This is a genomic window from Pedobacter jaeyakensis, from assembly GCF_054461315.1.
Window position 1 is genome coordinate 2,784,601 of record NZ_CM136921.1, and the last position, 23,785, is coordinate 2,808,385.

The 23,785-nt window shown below is 39.6% G+C and carries 26 protein-coding genes, 1 other RNA gene and 1 riboswitch; of the genes, 12 read left to right on the forward strand and 15 right to left on the reverse strand.

Features of this window, described 5'->3' with window-relative positions; translation table 11 throughout:
• Positions 1 to 3 precede the first annotated feature (3 nt).
• From ACXZ1K_RS12445 to ACXZ1K_RS12455, 3 genes are all read left to right on the forward strand, one after another.
• Positions 4 to 414: a hypothetical protein gene (locus ACXZ1K_RS12445; RefSeq protein WP_458969987.1), complete on the forward strand. Its 411-nt coding sequence runs from the start codon at positions 4 to 6 to the stop codon at positions 412 to 414.
• A gap of 87 nt (positions 415 to 501) precedes the next feature.
• Entirely contained in the window at positions 502 to 1,125 is a 624-nt protein-coding gene (locus ACXZ1K_RS12450) for a YceI family protein (protein ID WP_458969988.1), read from the forward strand.
• 25 nt (positions 1,126 to 1,150) lie between these two features.
• On the forward strand, positions 1,151 to 2,551 hold the full coding sequence (locus tag ACXZ1K_RS12455) for a hypothetical protein (protein ID WP_458969989.1): 1,401 nt from the start codon (positions 1,151 to 1,153) through the stop codon (positions 2,549 to 2,551).
• On the opposite strand, the gene ACXZ1K_RS12460 is transcribed toward ACXZ1K_RS12455, so the two are convergent.
• A complete protein-coding gene (locus ACXZ1K_RS12460) occupies positions 2,548 to 2,694 on the reverse strand; it encodes an alanyl-tRNA synthetase (RefSeq protein WP_458969990.1) in 147 nt (48 codons plus the stop codon). The two genes, ACXZ1K_RS12455 and ACXZ1K_RS12460, sit on opposite strands and share 4 nt — an antisense overlap.
• Positions 2,695 to 2,822: 128 nt before the next feature.
• Here ACXZ1K_RS12460 and ACXZ1K_RS12465 point away from each other — a divergent pair, with 128 nt between their 5' ends.
• Complete coding sequence (locus ACXZ1K_RS12465; protein WP_458969991.1) at positions 2,823 to 3,419, forward strand: biliverdin-producing heme oxygenase; 597 nt, start codon at positions 2,823 to 2,825, stop codon at positions 3,417 to 3,419.
• 43 nt (positions 3,420 to 3,462) lie between these two features.
• Here the strand turns inward: ACXZ1K_RS12465 and ACXZ1K_RS12470 are convergent, their stop codons facing one another.
• Complete coding sequence (locus ACXZ1K_RS12470; RefSeq protein WP_458969992.1) at positions 3,463 to 3,807, reverse strand: hypothetical protein; 345 nt, start codon at positions 3,805 to 3,807, stop codon at positions 3,463 to 3,465.
• Between the two features lie 194 nt (positions 3,808 to 4,001).
• On the opposite strand from ACXZ1K_RS12470, the gene gatB reads away from it, so the two are divergent.
• The 5 genes from gatB (at position 4,002) to ACXZ1K_RS12495 (ending at position 9,925) form a co-directional block, all read left to right on the forward strand.
• A complete protein-coding gene (gene gatB / locus ACXZ1K_RS12475) occupies positions 4,002 to 5,462 on the forward strand; it encodes an Asp-tRNA(Asn)/Glu-tRNA(Gln) amidotransferase subunit GatB (protein ID WP_458969993.1) in 1,461 nt (486 codons plus the stop codon).
• A 4-nt stretch (positions 5,463 to 5,466) separates the two neighbouring features.
• A complete protein-coding gene (locus ACXZ1K_RS12480; protein ID WP_458969994.1) occupies positions 5,467 to 6,582 on the forward strand; it encodes a redoxin domain-containing protein in 1,116 nt (371 codons plus the stop codon).
• A 105-nt stretch (positions 6,583 to 6,687) separates the two neighbouring features.
• Complete coding sequence (locus tag ACXZ1K_RS12485; protein WP_458969995.1) at positions 6,688 to 7,377, forward strand: response regulator transcription factor; 690 nt, start codon at positions 6,688 to 6,690, stop codon at positions 7,375 to 7,377.
• Between the two features lie 30 nt (positions 7,378 to 7,407).
• Entirely contained in the window at positions 7,408 to 8,130 is a 723-nt protein-coding gene (locus ACXZ1K_RS12490) for an RluA family pseudouridine synthase (RefSeq protein ID WP_458969996.1), read from the forward strand.
• Positions 8,131 to 8,140: 10 nt separating this feature from the next.
• Positions 8,141 to 9,925 (forward strand): chloride channel protein, encoded by a 1,785-nt coding sequence (locus ACXZ1K_RS12495; protein ID WP_458969997.1) that lies wholly within the window; start codon positions 8,141 to 8,143, stop codon positions 9,923 to 9,925.
• A gap of 19 nt (positions 9,926 to 9,944) precedes the next feature.
• On the opposite strand, the gene ACXZ1K_RS12500 is transcribed toward ACXZ1K_RS12495, so the two are convergent.
• From ACXZ1K_RS12500 to ACXZ1K_RS12510, 3 genes are all read right to left on the reverse strand, one after another.
• Positions 9,945 to 11,354 carry a sigma-54-dependent transcriptional regulator gene (locus tag ACXZ1K_RS12500; protein ID WP_458969998.1) on the reverse strand — a complete coding sequence of 470 codons (1,410 nt, stop codon included), beginning with the start codon at positions 11,352 to 11,354 and terminating at the stop codon, positions 9,945 to 9,947.
• Positions 11,355 to 11,411: 57 nt separating this feature from the next.
• An RNA gene (rnpB, locus tag ACXZ1K_RS12505) (RNase P RNA component class A) lies at positions 11,412 to 11,788 on the reverse strand.
• A 113-nt stretch (positions 11,789 to 11,901) separates the two neighbouring features.
• Positions 11,902 to 12,486, reverse strand: a complete 585-nt coding sequence (locus tag ACXZ1K_RS12510) for a hypothetical protein (RefSeq protein ID WP_458969999.1) — start codon at positions 12,484 to 12,486, stop codon at positions 11,902 to 11,904.
• A 195-nt stretch (positions 12,487 to 12,681) separates the two neighbouring features.
• On the opposite strand from ACXZ1K_RS12510, the gene ACXZ1K_RS12515 reads away from it, so the two are divergent.
• Positions 12,682 to 13,680, forward strand: a complete 999-nt coding sequence (locus tag ACXZ1K_RS12515) for a DUF3500 domain-containing protein (protein WP_458970000.1) — start codon at positions 12,682 to 12,684, stop codon at positions 13,678 to 13,680.
• A gap of 20 nt (positions 13,681 to 13,700) precedes the next feature.
• Here the strand turns inward: ACXZ1K_RS12515 and ACXZ1K_RS12520 are convergent, their stop codons facing one another.
• Genes ACXZ1K_RS12520 through folE form a run of 5 tightly spaced genes read right to left on the reverse strand, consistent with a single transcriptional unit; the run spans position 13,701 to position 18,114 of the window.
• Positions 13,701 to 14,384, reverse strand: coding sequence for a MarR family winged helix-turn-helix transcriptional regulator (locus ACXZ1K_RS12520; RefSeq protein WP_458970001.1), 684 nt, complete (start codon positions 14,382 to 14,384; stop codon positions 13,701 to 13,703).
• A gap of 11 nt (positions 14,385 to 14,395) precedes the next feature.
• Positions 14,396 to 15,493, reverse strand: coding sequence for an oxygenase MpaB family protein (locus ACXZ1K_RS12525; RefSeq protein WP_458970002.1), 1,098 nt, complete (start codon positions 15,491 to 15,493; stop codon positions 14,396 to 14,398).
• Positions 15,477 to 16,751, reverse strand: coding sequence for an NAD(P)/FAD-dependent oxidoreductase (locus ACXZ1K_RS12530; RefSeq protein ID WP_458970003.1), 1,275 nt, complete (start codon positions 16,749 to 16,751; stop codon positions 15,477 to 15,479). Before ACXZ1K_RS12530 ends, ACXZ1K_RS12525 begins: the two co-directional genes overlap by 17 nt.
• Before the next feature lie 5 nt (positions 16,752 to 16,756).
• Positions 16,757 to 17,470 (reverse strand): SDR family NAD(P)-dependent oxidoreductase, encoded by a 714-nt coding sequence (locus tag ACXZ1K_RS12535; protein ID WP_458970004.1) that lies wholly within the window; start codon positions 17,468 to 17,470, stop codon positions 16,757 to 16,759.
• Positions 17,470 to 18,114 (reverse strand): GTP cyclohydrolase I FolE, encoded by a 645-nt coding sequence (folE, locus tag ACXZ1K_RS12540; protein ID WP_458970005.1) that lies wholly within the window; start codon positions 18,112 to 18,114, stop codon positions 17,470 to 17,472. Before folE ends, ACXZ1K_RS12535 begins: the two co-directional genes overlap by 1 nt.
• A gap of 245 nt (positions 18,115 to 18,359) precedes the next feature.
• Here folE and ACXZ1K_RS12545 point away from each other — a divergent pair, with 245 nt between their 5' ends.
• Both ACXZ1K_RS12545 and ACXZ1K_RS12550 read left to right on the forward strand, forming a co-directional pair.
• A complete protein-coding gene (locus tag ACXZ1K_RS12545; RefSeq protein ID WP_458970006.1) occupies positions 18,360 to 19,364 on the forward strand; it encodes an aldo/keto reductase in 1,005 nt (334 codons plus the stop codon).
• Positions 19,365 to 19,387: 23 nt separating this feature from the next.
• On the forward strand, positions 19,388 to 20,284 hold the full coding sequence (locus tag ACXZ1K_RS12550; protein WP_458970007.1) for a helix-turn-helix domain-containing protein: 897 nt from the start codon (positions 19,388 to 19,390) through the stop codon (positions 20,282 to 20,284).
• Positions 20,285 to 20,322: 38 nt separating this feature from the next.
• Here ACXZ1K_RS12550 and arsB read toward each other — a convergent pair whose 3' ends face one another.
• The 5 genes from arsB to ACXZ1K_RS12575 all read right to left on the reverse strand — a co-directional run bounded on the left by arsB (position 20,323) and on the right by ACXZ1K_RS12575 (position 23,441).
• Positions 20,323 to 21,381 carry an ACR3 family arsenite efflux transporter gene (gene arsB / locus ACXZ1K_RS12555; protein ID WP_458970008.1) on the reverse strand — a complete coding sequence of 353 codons (1,059 nt, stop codon included), beginning with the start codon at positions 21,379 to 21,381 and terminating at the stop codon, positions 20,323 to 20,325.
• A 1-nt stretch (position 21,382) separates the two neighbouring features.
• Positions 21,383 to 21,802, reverse strand: a complete 420-nt coding sequence (locus tag ACXZ1K_RS12560) for an arsenate reductase ArsC (protein WP_458970009.1) — start codon at positions 21,800 to 21,802, stop codon at positions 21,383 to 21,385.
• Between the two features lie 107 nt (positions 21,803 to 21,909).
• Positions 21,910 to 22,239, reverse strand: coding sequence for an ArsR/SmtB family transcription factor (locus ACXZ1K_RS12565; protein ID WP_458970010.1), 330 nt, complete (start codon positions 22,237 to 22,239; stop codon positions 21,910 to 21,912).
• 180 nt (positions 22,240 to 22,419) lie between these two features.
• Positions 22,420 to 22,839, reverse strand: coding sequence for a c-type cytochrome (locus ACXZ1K_RS12570; RefSeq protein WP_458970011.1), 420 nt, complete (start codon positions 22,837 to 22,839; stop codon positions 22,420 to 22,422).
• Positions 22,840 to 22,841: 2 nt separating this feature from the next.
• Positions 22,842 to 23,441 carry an SCO family protein gene (locus ACXZ1K_RS12575; protein ID WP_458970012.1) on the reverse strand — a complete coding sequence of 200 codons (600 nt, stop codon included), beginning with the start codon at positions 23,439 to 23,441 and terminating at the stop codon, positions 22,842 to 22,844.
• A gap of 71 nt (positions 23,442 to 23,512) precedes the next feature.
• A riboswitch (cobalamin riboswitch) is annotated at positions 23,513 to 23,705 on the forward strand.
• Positions 23,706 to 23,785: the final 80 nt, after the last annotated feature.

Consider the following 23,785-nt stretch of genomic DNA (forward strand, 5'->3'; position numbering starts at 1 on the left):
ACCATGAAAAAAATAATTGTATCTGGATTTATTGCAGGAACAATCTTGTTCATTATATGCTATGGCGGGTTGTTCCTTGCTGTTAGGTTTTTTCCTGCTTTGTTTTTCGAGTATAACAATCCGCTCTTTAACTCAAATGGAAGCAGAGATGTGCTTTTCTACATGCATGCTTTTATCATCAGCTTTGCGTTGTCCTGGTTCTGGGATAGGTTTAAAAGTTTATTTCATGGACATTTTCTGTTGAGGGGTTTGGAGTTTGGACTCGTCTACGCATTGGTGGCCCTGCTTCCTGTCATGTGGATTAGCTTTAGCTCGCTGGACATCACACTAACAATCGTATTCAGCTGGTTTTGCTATGGGTTTATGCAGGCCATCATCGCCGGTATTGTATTTGCAAAATTGAACCCACTGTGATGAAGGTCACTATTTACAATACCGCTTATCATTTATAAGCCAATGGGTTAGCTGTAGGTTTGAGTATTGATAACGAACAATCAGAATATGAAAACCTTTAGCAAATTAACCGGACTTACAGCTATCAAAAGATACCTGGCCCTAACATTACTTATCCCTGCACTGTCCATAACCAGCTTAAGCGGGCAAGCGCTTTATAAATTAAATGGCAAAGATAATTTGGTAAAAATAGCAGGAAAATCAAATGTGCACGACTGGACAATGACTGCTTTGAACCCAGTAGCCGAGGCGGATTTCGGAGTCTTAACCGGAGCGGATAATATCCCAAAAAGCCTCAGTGATTTAAGCTTTACAGTTCTGGCGAAAAGCCTGAAGAGTGAGCATAGTTCGATGGACACGCGTACCTATAAAACCATCAAAGCAGATGATTTTCCTAAAATCACTTTTAAGTTGAGCAATGCAGTCATTTCACCTGTTTCCAAAAACAAGTTTAAAATAAAGGCCACAGGCATACTCACCATAGCAGGTGTTTCTAAGAGCATAGCTATGCAGGTAAGCGGAGAAGTCAAAGCAGATCAAAGTATTACCTGCACAGGTTCTGAATCCATTAAGCAAACAGAATACAATATAGACCCACCTAGTTTTATGCTAGGCGCTATGAAAGTAGCCAACGAACTCCTGGTAACTTACACCTTAAACTTCAAAAAATAACCTCCACAAATTTATACTCAACATTATGAAAACTAATACTTTATATCGCGGAATTACAGCGGTAGCTTTAATGGTCATTGTACCTGCAGTTTCATTTGCACAACAACCTAGAATTCAAAACATCAGACCATATGACAAATCGGGGATCAATGTATTTGAAGATCCTAAAGATTCAGCAAGCACTTTTGACGGACTAAAATTGAAGTTTGGTGCCGGCTTTACGCAACAGTTTCAAAGTCTTAAACATAAGAATCCAGACGCACTCAGGAACAACGTCGGTTCCTTTGCCGGCGGTGTTTCAACTCCGGGTAACAAGCTTAAGGTAATAACACCGGGTTTTCAAACTGCACAAGCCAATTTATTTATGGATGTACAACTTGCAGATGGTATCAGACTAAACATCACCAGCTATTTATCTACCAAACACCATAACGAAACCTGGGTTAAAGGTGGTTTTATTCAATTTGACAAGCTTCCATTTAAAGGCATGTTCTGGGAAGAACTGATGAAAGTGGCCACTGTCAAAATTGGTCACTTTGAAGTGAACTATGGTGATGAGCATTTCCGCAGGTCTGATGGCGGTCAGGCCATATACAATCCTTTTGTAGAAGGTAACATCATGGACGAGTTTGCAACTGAAATAGGTGGAGAGGTTTACTTAAAAAAGAATGGCATGTTTGGAATGCTAAGCGTAACCAACGGTATGATTAAAGGTAACGTAGACTCACTATACGCAGCTTCAAACCCTGATGGAGATTACCATAAATCACCTTCTATTATTTTAAAAGGAGGTTATGATACCCAATTAACACAAGATATTCGTGTTAGGTTAAGTGGTTCTTACTATGGTAACCAAAGTAGCGGCGGTAACACCATATTTGGAGGCGATCGTTCTGGTTCTAACTACCAGTTTATCATGGAGCAGAATTCATTAAACCCTAGCAGCGCAACTGGTGCAGGCACACCATTGGCCTTTTCTGGTCGCTTTAATCCTGGCTTCAGTAAAAAGATCAATTCCTTTATGTTCAACGGATTTCTTAAAGCCAAGGGTCTGGAGATTTTTGGAACTTACGAAACTGCATCTGGTCGTAATGCCAGGGAAACTGACACCAGAGATGCCAAACAATTTGCGATTGACGGTGTGTACAGGTTTGGGAAACAAGAAGACCTATTCATTGGCTTAAAATACAATACCGTATCTGCCAGATTGGTGGATAACGCAGCAGGAACAGGCGCCGGACCAATTGTGTACACCGGCGATGTGAAATTGAACAGGGTAGCTGCAGCTGCGGGTTGGTTCATGACTAAAAACGTATTGCTAAAAGGCGAATATGTAGTTCAGAAATATAAAGATTTCCCAACAGCAGATTACAGGGCAGGTGGTAAATTCAATGGTTATGTAATAGAAGCGGTGGTGGGCTTCTAGCCGAAGGCAGCTTTACCGCCCCAATAGAAGAAGGCAAGCCAAAGCAGGCCTTTCACCAAAAAGAATAGAAAACCCCAAATACCGATACGCTTTAGCCATTTCAAAAGGCCAGCTTTTCTATCGGTATTTGGGGTTTCCTGCATATATAGTATAACGTTTAAAGTATTTTAGATAGTACTGTTCCTCTAGATTATGATAACAGAGCAGCCAAATCTCATCGTTAAAAATTGATTTTATTGCATTATTAAGCACAAATATAATCATATTTGAAATGTTGTTTAGAATCATTAAACACGATCATGAAATTAATAATTCCTATATGTTAAGCGTTGACCTAAAAGAAAAAACAAAAAATGCCCACCTTGAATTAGAGAAAATAGTTGTTCAGCAACTTAGGTTAATAAGGTCTGAAACCGATTATGCTCAATTTTTAAAAGGTTTTTACACATATTTCAGTCAGGTCGAGGCCGAAATAGCTCCCTACATCACTCCAAAATTGCTACCGGATTATGATGACCGCAGGAATTCAGGCTATTTAAAAACCGATATTGAAGAGCTTGGTGGCGATGTTTCTGACGTTAAAACTACTGAAATGCCAAAAATAAGCAATGCTTTACAAGCGTTGGGAGCCCTTTATGTGATGGAAGGCTCTATTATGGGTGGGCGTATCATTGTTCAAATGTTGGAAAAATCTGGAATTAGAAATGGCATATCTTTCTTTTCAGGGTATGGCGCTGATACAGGTGAGAAGTGGGGGGCGTTTATTGAAGTTTTGAATAGTCAAACAAATGATAAAGCACTACAAGATCAAGCCATAGAGGCGGCAAATCAGACTTTCTTACTGTTTGCAAATGTCTTCCAGAAATAGATTAATTGAAAAAAAAGGGCTTACAAAAATGTAAGCCCTTTTTTTACCTGCGACCTTTTCCATGATGGCCACCTTTCACTTTCCAGTTATTTTTAAAATATCCTTTATTTCCTTTGTAATGTATTTTACGATAAACCACTGGGCGTCTTTCTGCTCTTACAGAGTTAACATAATACGGTCTCTTTACCACATTAACATGTCTTACATACACTGGCCTGCGGACTGGAGCGTAATACCGAACTGGCTCAGAATAATAATAACTCGCGGTACTATATCTTAAGGGAACATACTGTGGTTGAGGCCCTATATTGATGTTAACACTTAATTGTGCCTTTGTTGTAAATGTGATTGCGGTTAATAAAGATCCTAATAAAATTAACTTTTTCATAACGGTTATCATTTAAGTTTCCAATAAGATAAAATACCTTTCAGTAGTTTTACCGATTAACTATGTGTGTGTGTGTAACTAGATTCAAAGTCTGTGCCATAAAGCATTTGTACGCTAAATCTGGTATAATAACGCATAAATGGTTATGTTTGTATGTTTAAGAAATAGATAATTAAGCTAAGTATCGCCTATAAATGAGTACGAAAACAACTGTATCTCCATCAGAGTTCGAATTGGTATCTGGTCTCGAGATCCATGTGCAACTCAATACAGCCACAAAAATATTTTCTTCAGATAGTGCTGCTTTTGGAGCAAAACCAAATGAGCACATATCTGCTGTAAGTCTGGCCTTGCCAGGAGCCTTGCCTAAATTAAATAAAGAGGTTGTTGAAAAGGCAATCAGGATGGGCTTAGCGCTAAACTGTACAATAAACCAGTTAAACTACTTCGACCGCAAAAACTACTTTTATGCAGATCTTCCTAAAGGTTATCAGATTACTCAAGATAATAAGCCGATTTGTCAAAATGGATTTATTATCGTAACACTAACCGATGGTAGTGAGAAACGCATAGGTATCAACAGGATTCACCTGGAAGAAGATGCCGGTAAAAGCCTGCATGATCAAAATCCTAAATACTCTTATGTAGACTTGAATCGCGCAGGTGTACCATTAATCGAGATTGTTACAGAACCGGATATTTCCAGTTCGGAAGAAGCATCAGTCTTGCTAACTGAAATGAGGAAACTCGTTAGGCACCTTAATGTAAGTGATGGAAATATGGAGGAGGGTAGTTTGCGTTGTGATGCTAACATTTCAATTCGTCCCGCAGGCACCCAGGTTTTCGGTACCCGATGCGAGGTCAAGAACTTAAACTCCATTAGAAATGTACGAAGGGCGATGGATTTTGAGTTTAACCGCCAAGTTGATGTAATCAATAAAGGTGGCGCAATAATACAAAGTACCTTAAATTTTGATGCTGAACAGGGCACCACTTCGCCTATGCGTACTAAGGAAGAGGCTAATGATTACCGGTACTTTCCCGATCCAGATTTAGCGCCAATCTATATATCGGATGAATGGTTAAATCAAATTAAAGAGGGAATGCCACAGCTTCCTGGCCAAATTGCAAAAGGTTTGATGGCAGATTACGGCATGAATAACGCTGAGGCAACCATGCTTGCAGAAGATGCTGACCTGCTAAACTATTTTAACGCCGCATTATTGTCGGTAAATAATAAAAAGAGTCTGGTTAATTGGCTAACTGGCTCAATAAGGGCTTTATTAAGTGAGCAACAAATCGGCATATCATTATTTAACGTAAGTGCAGATCAGATGTCTGCTGTAATAAATTTGGTGGATTCCAAGAAAATTACACAGCAAATTGCCTTACAACAACTTATTCCTGCGATTAATACAGGCGTCGATGTTAACGCTTTGGCCAGGCAGCTTAATCTGCTTATAGAAGAAAATGCGGATGAACTTGGTAAATTTGTGGATGAAGTATTAGCTAAATTTGATGTACAGGTACAGGCCTTTAAAAAAGGTAAAAAAGGGGTATTGGGACTTTTTGTTGGTGAGGTAATGAAACTAGCCAAAGGAAAGGCCGATCCCCAAAAGATCAATGCGGTATTACAAGAAAAATTAAAATCATAATCCTATGAAATCACTAAAGCAAATCGCTTCTCTTTTAATGTTATGTGTCATATTTGCTGCCTGCAAGGACAGTAGTAAATTTATAATTGAAGGCCAATTTAACAATGTTAAGCCACAGGGTAAAGTGTACCTTTATGGCTTACAAAAAGACAACGCCCAGGCATTGGATTCAACAGTATTTTCAGAAAAGGGAGAGTTTAAATTTGAGCACAGCACACCTGGAGCTGATTTTTTCAGGATTAGTACCGGCTCAAATGAGTACATGATCATTGCTAAAAATGGGGATCACATCAAGATTAGCGCAGACCTTACGGATAAAGGCTTAGCGTATAATATATCCGGCGCAGCCGATGCAGATAAGCTTCATGAACTTAACACCATAAAAAATCAATACATTGGCCGGATCAACGCCATCCAAACCCAGTTTGATCAAAACGTTGCAGCTCAACCCGACAAGCGCGAAATGATAATGGAGCAAATGCGTCCAAAATACATGGTAGAAGTTAATGGTTTAAACCAGGCAATCTTAAAGTTTGCACAAGAAAATACAGAGAGTCTTGCAGGTTTTTATGCAATTAATCTATTAAACCCGGCTGAGTATGAGAAGGAAATGGTTGCTTACGCTGATAAAATTAAGAGTAGTTTTAATGAAAATTCTGCAGTAAGTGAATTCCTAAAGAAAATGGCTGGTTTGAAATTAGTGCAAGTAGGACAACCTGCACCTGAGTTTACCATAAACGGAATTAACGGAAGTCCAATTAAGCTGTCAGACTTCAAGGGAAAATATGTAATGGTAGATTTTTGGGCATCATGGTGTATGCCTTGTCGCCAGGAAAACCCAAACCTTGTTAAAGCCTACAACACTTATAAAGATAAAAATTTTACAGTCTTAGGCATTTCACTTGATAAAGAACCTGCTGCATGGAAGAAAGCAATCGATGCTGATAAATTAACATGGAACCATGCAAGTGAGCTTTCCGACTTCGAAGGTGCAACTGTTAGGTTATATCAAGTAGAAGCGATTCCTAGCTCATTTCTTATTGATCCTAAAGGAGTTATCATTGCTAAAAATCTCAGGGGAGAGGAGCTGGGAACGTTTTTAGGGAAGACTTTACGATAATCCTAAATTCATGTTAAAATACCTGATGTCCTTAACAATTTGTTAACTTTGGTTTAACGCTATATTATAACGCACTACGTATTTTCGTAACAAATAATTAAAGCTATGAGTACCTCAAACCAAAAAATACTTATTATTGATGATGAACCGGATATTTTAGAGTTGATAGAATACAATTTAAAAAAAGAAGGTTACCAGGTTTTTCTAGCAAATAATGGACAAGAAGGAATTAACGTTGCAAAGAAAGTTCATCCTGATTTGATCATCCTTGACATCATGATGCCAAAAATGGACGGAATAGAAGCCTGCCGCATCATGAGAGCAATCCCTGAATTTAAAAACACTTTTATGGTATTTCTCACCGCAAGGAGCGAGGAATATTCTGAAATAGCCGGATTTAATGTTGGTGCAGATGATTACATTGCAAAACCAATTAAGCCTAGAGCATTGGTTAGTAGAATTAATGCGATATTAAGAAGAAACAGCAGTACTGATGAAGTTTCTGAGAATAAAGTAGAAATTGGTGATCTGGTAATAGACCGCGAAGCCTACCTTGTTTATCAAAACGGAAATAAGGTAGTTCTTGCCAAAAAGGAATTTGAGTTACTTTACCTGCTGGCATCAAAACCGGGTAAAGTTTATACCCGTGAATCTATTTTAAAGAACATTTGGGAAGATTCTGTAGTTGTAACGAACCGTACTATAGACGTGCATATTCGTAAGCTGAGAGAGAAACTTGGCGAGACTTATGTGGCTACGGTCAAGGGAGTCGGTTATAAATTCGAACTTTCTTAGTACTTTTGCAGTCACAAGAAAGCAAAGCAATTGAAATACCCTTCCTTTAAAGACCTTATACTTTTCGAAAACGATGATTATATCGTTGTCAATAAACCACCTTTTGTAGCATCACTGGACGAGCGCGGCGGATCAGGCGAAGTAAATATACTACGCCTAGCCAAGCAGTACAGTGATGATGCACAGGTATGTCACCGATTAGATAAAGAAACCTCCGGTGCCATCATCATAGCAAAAACTCCTGAAGCCTACCGCCATGTGGCCATCCAATTTGAAAAGCGCAAGGTTAATAAAGTGTACCATGCAGTGGTAGATGGGCAATTCACTTTTAACGAACTATTCATAGACCTTCCTATTTTAAACGATGGGAACAAGAGTGTTACAATAGATAGAAAAGAAGGTAAACGTGCCGAAACCATCTTTAATACCATAAAACATTACCGCCATTATTCATTGGTTGAATGTAAACCAATCACCGGCCGCATGCATCAGATCAGGATTCACTTGGCAACACAACGTGCTGCTATCGTGGGTGATGAGATGTATAAGGGAAAACCGGTGTTTCTTTCCAGTATGAAAAAAGGCTACAGAATAGCTAAAGATGAAGAGGAGCAGCCCATTATGAAAAGGTTTGCTTTGCATGCCCGGTTTGTGACTTTCAAAGGACTGGACGATCAGGATATAGTAATTGACGCACCTTACCCGAAAGATTTCGCAACGCTCATCAAGCTATTGGATAAATTTGATTCCTAAAATTTAAGATATGTATGTACGGCTGGTAAATTATGTAGACCAAATTAACCAATTCCGGAAAACAAAAATTTCTAATCGTAATTTCCTAATAATTGCTGCGCTAGTAGTTGGGATATTATCTGGATTGGCTGCTGCGCTGCTTAAAACTGTCACCCATCATATAGAAGAATTCCTTCAAGATGGTTTTCAGTGGAAATATAAATATTACCTGTATTTCTTCTTCCCATGTATCGGAATTCTGCTTTCAGTTATGTATGTACGCAGATTTATCAGGAAAGGAAAGTTCGAAACAGGGTTAACACCATTACTACATGCCATCTCCAAGAAATCGAGTCAAATTGAGCCTCATAATATCTATTCCCAAATCATTACAGCTGCATTAACAGTAGGTTTTGGTGGGTCAACTGGTTTAGAAGCCCCGATCGTTACAAGCGGCTCAGGCATCGGGTCAGTTGTTGGAAGATTTCTAGGGTTATCTTACCGGGAAATAACTCTTCTATTGGCCTGTGGTGCCGCCGGAGCTATATCAGCTGCGTTTAACAGCCCAATTGCAGGGATCGTCTTTGCAATAGAGATATTGCTACCGGAATTTACAATACCTGTATTTATTCCGCTGTTATTAGCTTCGGCTACAGCTGCAGTTATAGGAAGGTTGTTCTTTCGGGAACAGTTGTTCTTCCTGGTCACTGAAGGATGGAAAATGAGTGCACTTCCATATTATGTAGTTCTTGCAATTCTAATCGGACTGTTCTCCCTGTATTTTGCGAAGGCAAATTATGTCATCAAGTCTTTCTTTTACACGATCAAAAATCCCTATAAAAAAGTGGTTCTAGGTGGTGTATTGCTGGGGCTTATGGTATTTCTATTTCCTGCACTTTATGGCGAGGGCTACATTACGATTCGAAATTTACTAGCAGGCCATTACAATACCATGTTAACAAATAGTATTTTTTCTGATTATAGCGCCATACCCTGGATTGTTATATTATTCACGTTGGCGACTGTTTTTGCCAAATCTGTAGCTACTTTAGTTACTCTTGGTGCAGGTGGTAATGGTGGCATTTTTGCACCCAGCTTAATCATTGGTGGGTTATTAGGTTTTCTATTAGCATTTACAGCAAATACCCTCGGCATTGCACACTTAAATGTTTCTAATTTTATTGTAGCTGGTATGGCTGCTTCCTTAAGTGCAATTATGCATGCGCCTTTAACAGGCATTTTTCTAATTGCTGAAATTACCGGGGGTTATGTACTAATGGTTCCCTTAATGATCACATCCGCGATTTCGTATGCCATAAACAGAGGAACACATCGCTATTCAATTTATACTAAGCCACTTGCAGAGAAAGGGGAGCTGCTCTCTCATGAAGACAAAGACGCCACGGTACTGAACATGATGAAACTTAAGTATCTAGTTGAAAAAGATTATCTCGTGCTTTATCAAGACGAATACTTGGGTAATAGGAAGTCCGAAATACTGCAATCCAAACGAAGCGTATTTCCAGTTCTTAATCAGGAACAAATGTTTTTAGGCCCTGTTTACCTGGAGGATATACTAAAGAATGGCTCCGGAAATGATCTAAATCCAATTATTAAGGACTTTTTAAAGCCAGCTCCTGATAGCTTAACTATACAAATGAGTGTTAAGTTCGTATTAACGAAAATGGAACAGGAAAATGTATGGATACTTCCGGTTCTTTCAGAAACAGGAAGTTATATTGGATTTGTCTCAAAAACAACCATCTTTAATAAATACAGGAATTTGTTGATAAGGCAAGCCGATTATATGGAATAATTGAGGTAGTCAACCTCAATTATTCTGCTAATCTTTTTAATCCAAACTTCTCTATTTTACTGTAAAGGTGGCTGCGCTGAATATCGATATCATCTGCAGTCTTAGATACGTTCCAGTTGTTTTTCTCTAGCTTAAATTTGATAAACTCCTTCTCGGCATGGTCCTTATAGTCCTGGAAGTTGGCAAATTTCTCATAATCAGAAGTTGAGGATTGATTTGCCATGGAAACAGGAGTGCCATTTCCAACTGCACTACCAATATTGGTACCACCTCCTGGATTAGCAAAGGCAATAACGTCATGTTCGGTAATCACCTTATCACTTAAAATGATCAAACGTTCAATCATATTGTGCAATTCACGCACATTACCGGTCCACGGTAAGCCTTGTAAAGCAACCATACCGCTCTCACTTATCTTTTTGACTGGAATACCATAATCCCTGCAAATGTCTTCTAGAAAATTCTGTGCAATTTCAGGGATGTCTTCAATACGTTCCCGGAGATGTGGAACATGAATATTGATCACATTTAAACGGTGGTATAAATCCATACGGAAATTACCTGCCTCGATTTCTTTCATCAAGTCCTTGTTAGTTGCCGCAAGCACCCTCACATTTACTTCCAATTCTTTTTCACCACCAACGCGACTGATTTTATGCTCCTGGAGCGCTCTTAATACTTTTGCTTGTGCAGAAAGGCTCATGTCGCCAATCTCATCTAAAAATAAAGTCCCACCGTTGGCAAGTTCAAACTTACCGATACGTTGTTTTACTGCCGAAGTAAATGAACCTTTTTCATGACCAAATAACTCACTTTCAATCAGTTCTGATGGAATTGCCGCGCAGTTGACTTCAATAAGTGGACTGTCCGCCCGGTTCGATTTCTCGTGCAACCAACGTGCGACAAGCTCTTTACCACTACCATTAGCTCCGGTAATTAAAACACGGGCTTCAGTAGGAGCGACACGATCAATTGTTTCCTTTATCTTATTGATGTTAACAGAACTTCCAAGTATATCTCTGGTCTTGCTAACTCTTCTTTTTAAAACTTTAGTTTCAGTTACTAAAGTGCCTCTGTCGAGCGCATTTCTAACGGTAATTAATAAGCGGTTAAGGTCTGGTGGTTTAGAGATGAAGTCGAAAGCGCCTTTTTTGCTGGCCTCAATTGCAGTTTCAACTGTACCGTGTCCGGAGATCATGATAAACGGAAGGTCCGGACTAAAAGCTAAAGCTTGTTCCAATACCTCCATGCCGTCCATACGGTTCATTTTAATGTCGCACAATACCAGATCAAATTTCTTTTTCTTGATTAATTCTAAGCCTTCTACTCCATTGTCAATATCTTCAACTTCATAATTTTCGTACTCTAAAATTTCACGAAGAGTACTTCTTATTGCTCTCTCATCATCAATTATTAACAATTTTGCCATAGATACTGGGTATGATTTATTTGTGCGCTAATATATTACTTTTTTTAATGGAATATAAAAAAATGCAAGCCTGTAAGCCGGGTTCTGTATCCTAATAAATCAAGACTTCTACCATTAATCCAGTATAAATGTTGCCATTTATCTCTAACGACCTACCCACTAACATCGGACGAGCAGCCCTACATACGTTAGCCTATTTGGTCTTTCAACTCCCGGGGTTTACAAAGCGGCCGGTCGCCCGACTACCTCGTGAGCTCTTACCTCACGTTTTCAACCTTACCTGTGCCTTTCAGCCATCGGCGGTGCACTTTCTGTGGCACTTTCCATAATTCGGGTGTTCAATCCCAAACCTCTTCCCGTTAGGAAGCGAGATGCTCTACGTTGCCCGGACTTTCCTCTTCGAAATTATTCGCAGCGGTAGAACGGCTTGCATTTTTGCTGTAAAGATACAAAAAAAGTGTTCTCGTTACGAGGCGGGAACCTTTGACCCTGAAAAAGGATTAAATTTCTAGGACTCTTTAGAGAAACTATTTTTCTGTTTGCATTCCTAATACTGCCTGCCTCTGTACTTAGAAACATATACAGATTTTGAATTTCCTTTTATGGATTTGACGCGGCCAAAAAGTTCTTTGTCATCAAAAGAATTGTAGTAGACGACATTAACATTACCAACTGACTTAACCTGTCCATCCGGATCATGGATGTCAAATGCGTTATAATACTTAATGGTAATAGCGCCAATTGATTTTAGTGTTCCATATTTCTCTTGGATGTCGAACGAATTGTTGTACAAGATCTTAATGTTACCGATAGATTTGATTTTTCCTTTTGGATCGTTAATATCAAAATTGTCATAATAATCAATTTGGATATTCCCTACGGATTTAACTTTGCCGGCTTTATCCTTATCAAAACCATCAAAATATTCTACGTCTTTTTCGGTATCAACGTAATTGATTTCACCATCACCAGAAATTCCGATCAGAATATCTCCATTCACCACTAAGTCGACTGAGTTAATGCCTTTCCGTTTATCCGATATTTTAAAATTTGCACTGTTTAGTGTCTGAGTGTAGCTTATAGAGCTTAACGCCATTAATAGGCTAAATAGGATAACTTGTCTGTAATACATTTGTATTTATCTAATAATTAATGCAATATTGGGCACTTTGCTGGTAAACGTAATTGCAGTAGATCCAAAGTAATGATTACATCGGTACTTTCAAACACTTGCCTCCACAAATAGCAGGCATATTATTGCTCAGCACTTGAAATCTGGCCATATTTACTATATTAGTATTAAACCTTATATATACCGGTGTCCAATATGTTTAAAACGCTTGTAAAACTGTCTGTTATAATTTTATTATATACCTCAACAGCGGCTGCCCAAAATAAATCAAAATCTAATATTGAGGAGATACTTAAAGCAACTAACGCTTTCATTAACGCGTTAAGCAAGGAACAGCAAGCAGCAGTTATTGTAGAGTACACCCAGGCCAATGCCGTAAAATGGACCAATTTGCCATGTGGGTTATCTTGTAGGGTTGGAGTATTATTTGGCTCCTTAAATCAAGCGCAATTGAGTTTGGCTAAAGCAGTCGCAAAGGCTGCACTAGGCACTATGCCCACAACTGGCTATACGCAATACGAAGGCATTATGCAAGCTGATGCAGCGCTAGGTAAAAGCAAGGATGGCTATTCGTCAGGTAATTACATTATCGCTTTTTTAGGTAAACCCAGCGCCACGGGTAAATGGCAGCTGCAATTTGGTGGACACCATTTGGCCATCAATCTAACGTTTGAAGCTGGAAAAGTAATTGGCGCTTCGCCTAATTTTATGGGTTTGGAACCACCAGAAAATACAACGTTAAAAAATAATCATGATGCTATGGTTGATATGTTGACTTCTTTAACATCAGATCAACAGATGCAGGCAAAGTTAGCCGAAGGTTTTGATGACGTTTTTTTAGGGCCGGGTAAAGATGGGCAGTTCCCAGCTAAAAAATATGGAGTTAAAGCATCAACTTTAAATAAAAAGCAGAAAGCTTTGATCATCGCGGCCTTAGAAAATTGGGTTCACATTGCAGATAATGAAACAGCAAAATCAATTTTAAGTGGTTATGCGAAGCAACTAGACGATACTTACATTGCTTATTTCGGGAGCCCGACCCTGAAAAATAAAGGCGACTATGTTCGGATTGATGGTCCGCAGGTATGGATAGAATTTATTTGCCAGCAAGGAGCAGTTTATCCTCAAGGGATTCATTACCATACGGTTTACAGAGATCATCTTAAGGATTATGGGGGTAGTTTTAGATTCTGAGGAAACTCCCTCTGTTGCGATTACATCAAGTTATTTTCGGTGAATCCGATAAGATCTGCTTTTGTCGAGATTGTTTTTTTTTGATAATGATTCAGGTGGAAGGTTTCTAGTTTCTGTAGCAGGAATTGCAGGGTAAATTTTTCGGCAACTGTTAGTTCTCCCGTTATCATTTTGCCGACGTGGTTCATGTCTTTAAACACTTTAAAAAGCAACTCCCGTCCCTCATCGGTAATTGCAATGTGCTTGCTTCTTTTGTCCTTTATATCGTCCCATTGTCTGATTAGTCTAGAAGAAATAAGTCGTCTAATAACCTCAGTACCAGAAGTTTTTTCCTGAAGATTATGGTTAATGAGTTCGCCTTTCGACAAGTGGGTATGCGTAAGCAAAATTGCGAGAGCGGTAAAGTCTTCGGGTGCTTGCAAAGGTGTTCCTTCCAGTGCTTTTTTGATGTAATGTTTCGCATACCGGCTCATAAAGACAAACAAGCGGCCAATGTTGTTATCCAGCTGGTAAGCGATGTCGAGCGCATCTTTATCGTTTTGCCCAAATCGAATTTCTTTATTTGCATTGCTGCCGGTATCGCCACCGACTTTACTTAATAAAAAACCAGTAAAATCTTGTATAGAAATGACTTGAGTCGGATTTTCGTGCTCCATTTGTTCCACAAGTGTGATCAACTGATGAATTAAGTCGTATGATTTCATGGGCATTATTTTTAGGATTTTAGCGTCTGCATTTTAGGGTTAATTTCTTCGATGTGCATAGCGCTTTGCTTCTTGAATTTGGAATATCCTAAACGGTAACTGCGCAGCTCATCTTTATTTCGCATAAGGCTTTTTAATGTATTTATTGTTCTGAGGAGAGAAATTTTATAAGCTGGCAGCTCGATTGCCTTTATATCCAGCATGTCCGCTATCTCTTTCCCTAATAGGTAACGCATTAAACCCAATATGTCATCTGCTGTTGCCTTACTCTGATTTACTTTCAGGATATGCTCTGAAAGTGATTTTGTAAGTTCCCTGCCATGTACCGAAACACAGAATTGACGCTTTTTAATGTTCAGGTCTAATTGCTGGGCCATGATGGTGTTTTTCGGAATTAAATCATAATCCAATCCTGTGAGATGACCGATAACAGCCCATATATGCATAAATGCCAATTGGTCTTGCTGACTGACGCTAAAACCTAATAGCCTCAGTCCACGTATAACGATAAGCGAGAAGGAAAGGTTAGTGCCAGCCATATCTTCCTGGTTAATAGGAAGTCCCCAGGAATCATCCCATTTTCCACTACTTATTGTATAATACCTAACTGCGGCGTGCATGATGCGCACTTTTAAGATTTCTTCGTAAGCATTTCCCTGATCGGCAAAGGCATCAGGTGCCAATACCTCCCAAACAAATACCGCAGTATCATATAGGCGTTTAGTGGTTTGCTTCCTGATCAGCTCAGATAAATACAAAACCATGGCTCCATTTGCAGCAGTGTAACAGTAGGGTAGAGATAGTAAACCCAGCAAGCTCATGATCATTTCAGCATTCCTTGCAAAAAAGGCTGCACCAGCTTTCATCAACTTAGGTTCTGCCCATTCGGGTAATGTTGTTGATAGTTGAATAAAAGCATAAGCTGAAAAAGATTTCTTGAATAGCGTTAAATGTTGAGTAGATGTTTGTCCTGACATCCATTGCAGCAGTTGCATCTTGCTATCGGGGTCGGCAAAAACTTGCGCAATAAAGTCATCCGCAGGTCCGTCGCCACGTTGTCTCTTTGCATCTAAAAACTCATCTGTGTATATGCTAGCCTCTGTCATCATTTTCTCTCATTGTACTAATAATAGCTTCTGCGGCAAGTCTACCGCTTTTCATCGCTGCATTTATCGAGCCATTCATCAGGTGATCACCACATACAAAACAGTTTGCATTTAGGCGGATGGCTTTTTCATTTGGTTCGTTGTTTACCCAATCATCATCTGGCAAAGCATACGCAATATGATAGGTTTTAAGGTGTGTCCAGTTAACGGCCTCAGAAAACCAATATTTAAGCTCATCAATCACCAATTCTCGTAAATCGATATCATTTTTATGGCTATGATCACCAATTAGAGATAACGAGATCAGCGCATCCTTATTAGGAGAATAGGCATCAGATACCTGATTCATTACGGCCATGTTGTTTACCAGGTTACCGGGAACTGCATTAAGTGCAATTAATGCTTCCTCAAAAGGATTTGTTTTAGCTGTAAAATACATATTGGTTACCGAATGGTAATCGCCAGGCGGACTATGGTGCGGGCTAGGCGAACCAAGCTGATCAGTTGCAATAAGAATAAAATCTCCAACAAATGTGGCACCATACTCAGTTGTAACATTGTTGCCTTCAATTTTTGAAACCCTTTGATTGAAAACAATTTGTTTAGGGGAGAGGCATTCAGCCAACTGGAGCGGTATCATTCCCATTCCTTTAGCTGGTACGGCAGCATCACCCTTGCTAAACATTTTAAATACAAACTCAAACATCCTGCTTGAAGTGCTAAGTTCTTTTTCAAGGAAAATACCGGCCATAAAAGGTTTGAAAAACTGGCTTATCATTTTCTCGCTAAAGCCTGCATTTTTCAGATAAGATAGGGTTGTCACTTCTTTTGATAAGAAAATATCCTCAACACTTTTGCTGTGCAGTTTTAATTTCAGCCCTAGCATCCGCAATTTGTCCAGCAGGCTCCCTGCCGATGAAAGTAGAGTACCCAGCAGCGAACCAGGATCCCTAAGGGGATCGCCAATTTTAGTAGTGCCGTTCTCTTGTAGGATTAATGCGCCTGGTTTAAAACTACACAAATCAAGCGCTTGATAATCCAGTAGTTGTCTTGCTTCAGGATAAGCAGTCAAAAATACCTGAAAGCCTCGGTCTAGTAAAAAGCCATCAACAAGATCGGTTTTTAAGCGGCCACCAATGCAATCACTAGCCTCAATAAGTAATACTTTTTTACCGGCGTTTTTCAGGATTTTTGCTGCAGTTAAACCAGCCAAGCCAGCACCGATAATGATTACTTCTGCATCTTTTTTTTTCGTCAGCATGGGTGTTATGTTTTTAATTTACCCAATCCACCGTCGATACCGATGACCTGTCCAGTCATCCAGCTACTTTCCTCAGCCAATAAGAAGGTAATCATGTTTGCTATGTCCTCCGGCTGTCCGTACCTTCCAAGCGGATGGCGTTTTGCAGATACTTCCTGCTTTTCTGGAGAATTAAGTAGTTTTAATGCTAATGGAGTATCAGTTAAAGAAGGTGCTACCACATTTACGCGGATTTGCTGAAATGCCAACTCTGCGGCAAGTGTTAGGGCCATTGCTTCCAGCGCCCCTTTCGCAGCTGCAATACTCGCATGAAAAGACATTCCTGTTCTGGCAGCGACAGAGCTGATCAAGACAATGGAAGATCCTTGTGCGTTTTTTAAAGATTTTAATGACTCTTGCACAATTCGCGCTGCCCCCAAAAAATTTAGTTGGAAATCAGCGAGAAAGTCCTCTTCGGTTAATCTATTGAATGGTTTTAACGTTATGCTGCCTACAGCGTAAACCAAGCCATGTAGTTGATCGGGCAAGAATGGGTTAACCGCATCTAAGTTTCCGGTCACGTCAACCTGCAAATAGTTGATGTTTGCTGGCCATTCATCAGACCTGGTCCTACAAATTACGTACAAGTTTGCGTTTTGCAAATGAAGCGACTTAACGAGAGAGAGGCCAATGCCGGAAGTGCCACCCACTAACAATATGTTTTTACCTTCGAAATTCATTATCCGATGTGTTTAAGGAATTCGTTTTTGGTATCTGCATTTAAAAATTGGCCGCTATATTCTGCCGTTAAGGTGCTGCTGCCGGCATCCCTTATTCCACGACTGGAAACACAATGGTGGTGCGCATCAATAATGACTGCCACATCTTCAGTACCTAAGGCTTCTTTAAGCATGTTGGCAATTTGTATTGTTAGTCTTTCCTGAACTTGCGGTCTTTGAGAACAATATTGAACTATTCTGTTCAATTTTGAAAGACCGATAACCTGGCCATTACTAATATATGCAACATGTGCTTTCCCTACTATCGGAACAAAATGATGCTCACAATTGCTAAATACGGCTATATTCCTCTCTACCAGCATCTGGTTGTACTGATAATGATTTTTAAATAGCGTTGGTTCCGGTTTGTTTGCCGGGTTTAAACCGCTAAATATTTCCTTAACATACATTTTGGCTACCCTTCTTGGCGTATCCTTTAAACTATCATCTTCCAGATCCAAGCCCAGAACCTCCATAATTCCGCTGAAGTGCCTGGCAATCAGTTCAATTTTTGTCTCATCATTCAATGCAAATGCATCAGTACGTAACGTGGTATCAAGTAGGGTGCTTTGGAAATTTGGTTCGGATAAATGGTTGTCTATCATAAAATTATTTTTCTTTGAATAAACTAGAGTAAAGCAAATGTAGTACAATATTGTATTGTATTAGTTGATATAATATAAAATTGTACTAATTATTATTAAATATAGAATTAAGAGTATGCGACAGTGATTTGCATACAAGCTTCAGGGGTTTGCTTATAATGTGGAGTTGATACGTCGTTAGCTTTGAACTATCAAAAAAGGTTGCAGAACCATCAGAAATTGAGCTAAAACAATAGATAAAAAGTATGGAAATAGAGAAAATAGCATTAGGAAGCGCGGGTTTAGTGGTTCCTAAGATTGGATTGGGTTGTATGGGTATGACTGGGTTTGGTGATGCCCACATGTACGGGCCGGCAGACGAGAAGGAGGCGGTGGCTACTATACATCGGTCGCTGGAGCTAGGCGGCAAGTTTTTGGATACTGCAGATCTTTATGGGCCGTTTACAAACGAGCGGTTAATTGCAAAAGCAATAGCAGGAAGCCGAGATGAATATATCCTGGCTACCAAATTTGGCTGGGAAATAGATGACAACGACAGTGTAACCTGGGCGATTAATGGCAAAAAGGAATATGTAAAAAAATCGGTAGAACGTTCACTCAAGAACTTGAATACAGATTATATCGACCTGTATTATATGCATCGTTTAGATAAATCTACTCCGATTGAAGAAACAGTAGGAGCGATGGCAGAATTGGTGAAAGAAGGAAAAGTTGGCTTCATTGGTTTATCAGAAGTCTCATCTGAAACTGTAAGAAGAGCAAATGCGGTACATCCCATTACAGCGGTGCAGAGTGAGTATTCTCTGTTTGAGCGGACAGTAGAAGAACGTGGTGTGTTAGATACGTTAACTGAATTGGGTATTGGCTTTGTGGCTTACTCGCCACTAGGTAGGGGCTTTTTGTCGGGACAGATCAGGAGTATTGAAGACTTGCCGGAGCATGATTTTCGCAGGGCGATACCGCGTTTTCAAGAGCAGCACTTTTATAAAAATATAGAATTGGTTAAGGCTATAGAAGCCCTGGCAGAGGAGAAGAATGTTACCTCATCGCAATTGGCGCTGGCCTGGATTATGGCGAAGGGAATTTTACCAATTCCGGGAACGAAGCGCAGGAAATACCTGGAGCAGAATCTTGGAGCTGTGGATATTGTTTTGAGTGGGAAGGATCTTGAAAAATTGGAAAATATTGTTCCATTAGGTACTGATACAGGTAACCCTTATGATGAGTTTAGTATGGGTCTGATTGACTAATTAATTTTCGTTAGCTTAGTAATATGAACGCCATTACATCCGTTTCGCAGTTCCATAGGCTATTGTCGTTGCCAGAACCAAGACATCCGCTGGTGAGCGTGATCAACTTAGCCGAAAGTGTTTTCCTGGAATATGAAGTTTGGAACGGTTTTGTGAACAGATTTTATTGTGTTGCCCTAAAAAGAGAAGCTAAAGGAAAGATTAAATACGGTCAGCAGCACTATGATTATGATAAAGGCGTGTTGAGTTTTACGGCCCCAAACCAAGTGCAGTACTTAGACCTGAATAACATGGAATGTGGTTCTGGCTACCTTTTGATCTTTCATCCAGACTTTCTGTTGAAGCATCCATTAGCAGCAAACATTGGTAACTATGGGTTTTTCTCCTATGCCGTAAATGAAGCACTGCACCTTTCCGCACAGGAAGAAGAAGATTTGATTACCATAATGAATAAGATTGATAAGGAATGCGAGCACATTGATAAGCATACCCAAAAAATTATACTATCACAAATTGAGCTGCTGCTGAATTACTGTAGTCGGTTTTATGAGCGGCAGTTCATTACGCGAAAAAATAACAATTCTGATTTATTGGTAAAGTTTGAGCGTTTTATGGCAGATTATTTTAGCCCAGAAAATGTTGCAGAGCACGGTCTTTTAACTGTACAGCATATTGCATCTGCGATGAACCTGTCGCCAAACTATTTGAGCGATCTATTGCGGGTTTATACCGGGCAGAATACACAGCAACATATTCATGAGAAACTAATTGAAAAGGCAAAAGAAAAATTGTCTACCACCAGTCTATCAATCGCTGAGATTGCCTATGCGCTGGGATTTGAGCATCCGCAATCTTTCAGTACGCTATTTAAGAACAAGACGAATTTTTCTCCACTGGAGTTTAGGAGATCATTTAATTGACTAGGTATAAAGAGTTGATGCTTAACAATAAGGCTAGCTCAATAATACCTCTTCCTGAACCAGAATGCAAGATTTACCAATGCAATTAGGGCTGGGACTTCTACTAAAGGTCCAATAACACCTACGAATGCCTGCCCGGAATTGATTCCGAACACACCAATTGCTACTGCAATTGCCAGTTCAAAATTGTTACCGGCGGCCGTAAAAGCTATTGCTGTGCTCTGAGAATAATCTGCACCCATTTTTTTACCGGCAAAAAAGCTCAGCAAAAACATGATGGCAAAATAAATAATCAATGGAATTGCAATGCGGATAACATCAAAAGGTATTTGCACAATCAGCTCTCCCTTAAGACTAAACATCACCACGATTGTGAACAGCAATGCCATCAAGGTAATGGGTGAAATAAATGGAATAAACGAGTGCTGGAACCAATTTTCACCTTTGAGCTTTAATAATGAATACCGACTGATTACACCTGCGGCAAAAGGAACACCCAGGTACAAACCAACACTTTTAGCAATTTCAATAATGGTAATGTTTACCGATATTCCACCAATACCAAACAGGGGTGGAAGCACCGTAATAAACAGGTACGCATACACGCTGTAAAGCAATACCTGGAAGATGCTGTTGAGGGCTATTAAGCCCGCAGCGTATTCCCTGTTTCCTTCGGCCAATTCATTCCATACTACAACCATGGCAATACAACGGGCAAGTCCAATTAAGATGAGTCCAGTCATGTATTCGGGGTAATTGTGCAGAAAGGTAATTGCCAATACGAACATCAGTATTGGTCCGATAACCCAGTTTAGAAATAGTGAGGTGCCCAGTACTTTAGTATTGCGAAATACTTCGCCCATTTTTTCATACTTGACTTTAGCCAAGGGCGGATACATCATTAGTATCAGACCAATAGCAAGCGGCACATTGGTAGTGCCACATGAAAACGAGTTGATAAAGCCTGCCGAAGAGGGATTAAAGTAGCCGACGCTGACACCAAGGGCCATCCCCAGGAATATCCATAACGTAAGATAGCGGTCTAAAAAGCTGAGATTTCTGCGTTCGCTTGCCGGGGCACAATGGTTTGCCGACATATTAGTTTTTCAGGTTTTCGTTTACAAAGTTCTGCGTATACTTTCTGATCAGTTCTCTAACCTCTCTAAATTGCTCCATAACTTTTTCATCAGTTCCTGTAGCCTTTGCTGGATCAGGAAAATTGTAGTGAAGCTTAATGGCATTTGTTGGGAAGTAGGGACAGCTTTCCTTTGCATTGTCGCAAACTGTTATCACGAAATCGAAGTCGATCCCGCTGTATTCATTGACATTATTTGAGGTATGGCTGGAAATGTCAATACCATCACGTTTCATGATTTCGATGGCTTTAGGATTTACGCCGTGCGTTTCAATCCCTGCACTGTAGATTTCGGCTTCGCTACCAGCAAAATGTCTTAAATAACCTTCTGCAATTTGACTGCGGCAACTATTGCCGGTACATAAAACGAGTATTTTTTTCATATGCTTAAATATTTAGAAGCAGTTTCCATCAGGATTAAAATATAAGACTTCATAATTGTTAATTTCTGTAATATTGCAATATTGCGATGGATGTGGTGAAAAAAAGGTCAGCAGCAAGTAGTTTCGCCTTTGTAAGAGGTTAAAAGTGTGCCTACTTGAGTTTCTAATACTTTCCAGGTTTTAGGGTTTATGCAGTAGCAAATACTTACCCCTTCGATAGTGCCTTGTATAATGCCAGCTGATTTGAGCTCTTTCAAATGTTGCGATATGGTGGCTTGTGCCAAACCCAGTTCACCTACCAGATCCCCACAGATGCAGGTGTTGGACAAGATGATCCTCTGTAGTATGGCGATACGTGCCGGATGTGCAATAGCCTTTAGCAAAGTAGAAAGCTGATTTTGCTCGTCGGTAAATATTTCAGATTTAGTAAGTCCCATAACTATATATCGCAATATTACGATAATTGTTTTGAAATTGCAAGTTTTCCAACAGAAGAAGTTAAATTCTATTAGTTTTGAGTAATGAACTGGATTACACGAGAAAGATCTAAGATAGACTGCATTGCTTGTACTTATTAATTTAGTGTCAATGCCCGCTATCCGAATGACAACGTTTTTTTATTTACAATTCGCTAAGTCTGTTGCAACCTGCTCCTGGGAATAATTGCCTTGTTTATTGCCGAATGTATTGGTTATATAAACCGTGAGCTGGGCGATATCAATATTTGCAAAGTTTTCTGCCGGCATCTTGCCATCGTACTGCATTCCATTTACTGTGATTGTATCTGAAAGTCCATTTTTAATAAAGCAAGCTATTTTAGATTTGTTGGTTTTTAGATAAACAGTATCAGTTAAAGGAGGTGCTAATGCGGCCAATCCTTCGCCTTTGGCACCATGACAGTTTTGGCAGTGCTGTATGTACAAATCCCTGCCGTTGGTGTAGTACATATCATATTGTAGGCGACCCGCATCCTGACAAGATAATGCTGTTGCAGCGATGACTATGGTAAAAGCGAATAAAATAAGGTATTTGCGCATGTTTATTTGTGAGCCTCTTCTGCAACTAGCGTTGCTAAATCTTTTTTGAGCATTGTTACTTGTTCATCTTTGGTGCCATCATATGCGCCACGCATGCGTCTGTTTTTATCGATTAACAATAGGTAGCCTTGATGTACGTAGTTCTCTTTTACTGAACTGTCTGCTATTACCGCTGTAAGATAGCTTTTTTCAGCGATGCTGTAGATGCTTTCTTTGCTTCCGTAGGCGAACTGCCATTTTGGTCCGTCTACACCCAGCTTTTGCGCATACTTTTTCAGTTTTGAAGGGGTATCGTACTTAAAATCAATAGTATGTGATAAGAACATCACATATGGATTCTCTTTATAATCTTCGTATATAGCTTTCAAATTGCGGTGCATGATTGGGCAGATGCTGGTACATGAAGTAAAAAAGAAATCTGCTATATAGATCTTACCTTTGAAGGTATCGTTGTTAATACTTACGCTATCTTGATTTAGGAAAGTAAAGTTTGCTATTGGTTCGTTGCCATAAAAGGGAAGGGGCTTACTCTCCTTACATGATGAAATGAGCAACGTAAAGGCCAGTATCAATGCCGCGAAATAGGTTGTAGTTAGTTTCATGTGCTTACGTTTAATGTTGCAAAGGTAATTGCTTTTGTATAAGTTTGCTGCAATAAGTTCTTTACTTTATTTCTTCATCAACCGGAATAGGTTTTACTTAGCTGTAGATTAATAGGGAATCGTGTGTAAATCACGAACTGTCGCGCAACTGTAAGTAACACAACAAGGTTTTTACCAATAATGTCCACTGTTTCTTTATAAGGGAATGGGAAGGATGGTAAAAATGTTACAAGTCAGGAGACCTGCCTTTACCGAATTGACAATGCTTTCGCGATTTGAAGCAGTGGTTATACTGATGTAAGGTTTTTTGTGCAATAGTTTAAGTATCTTGGATATGCTGATCC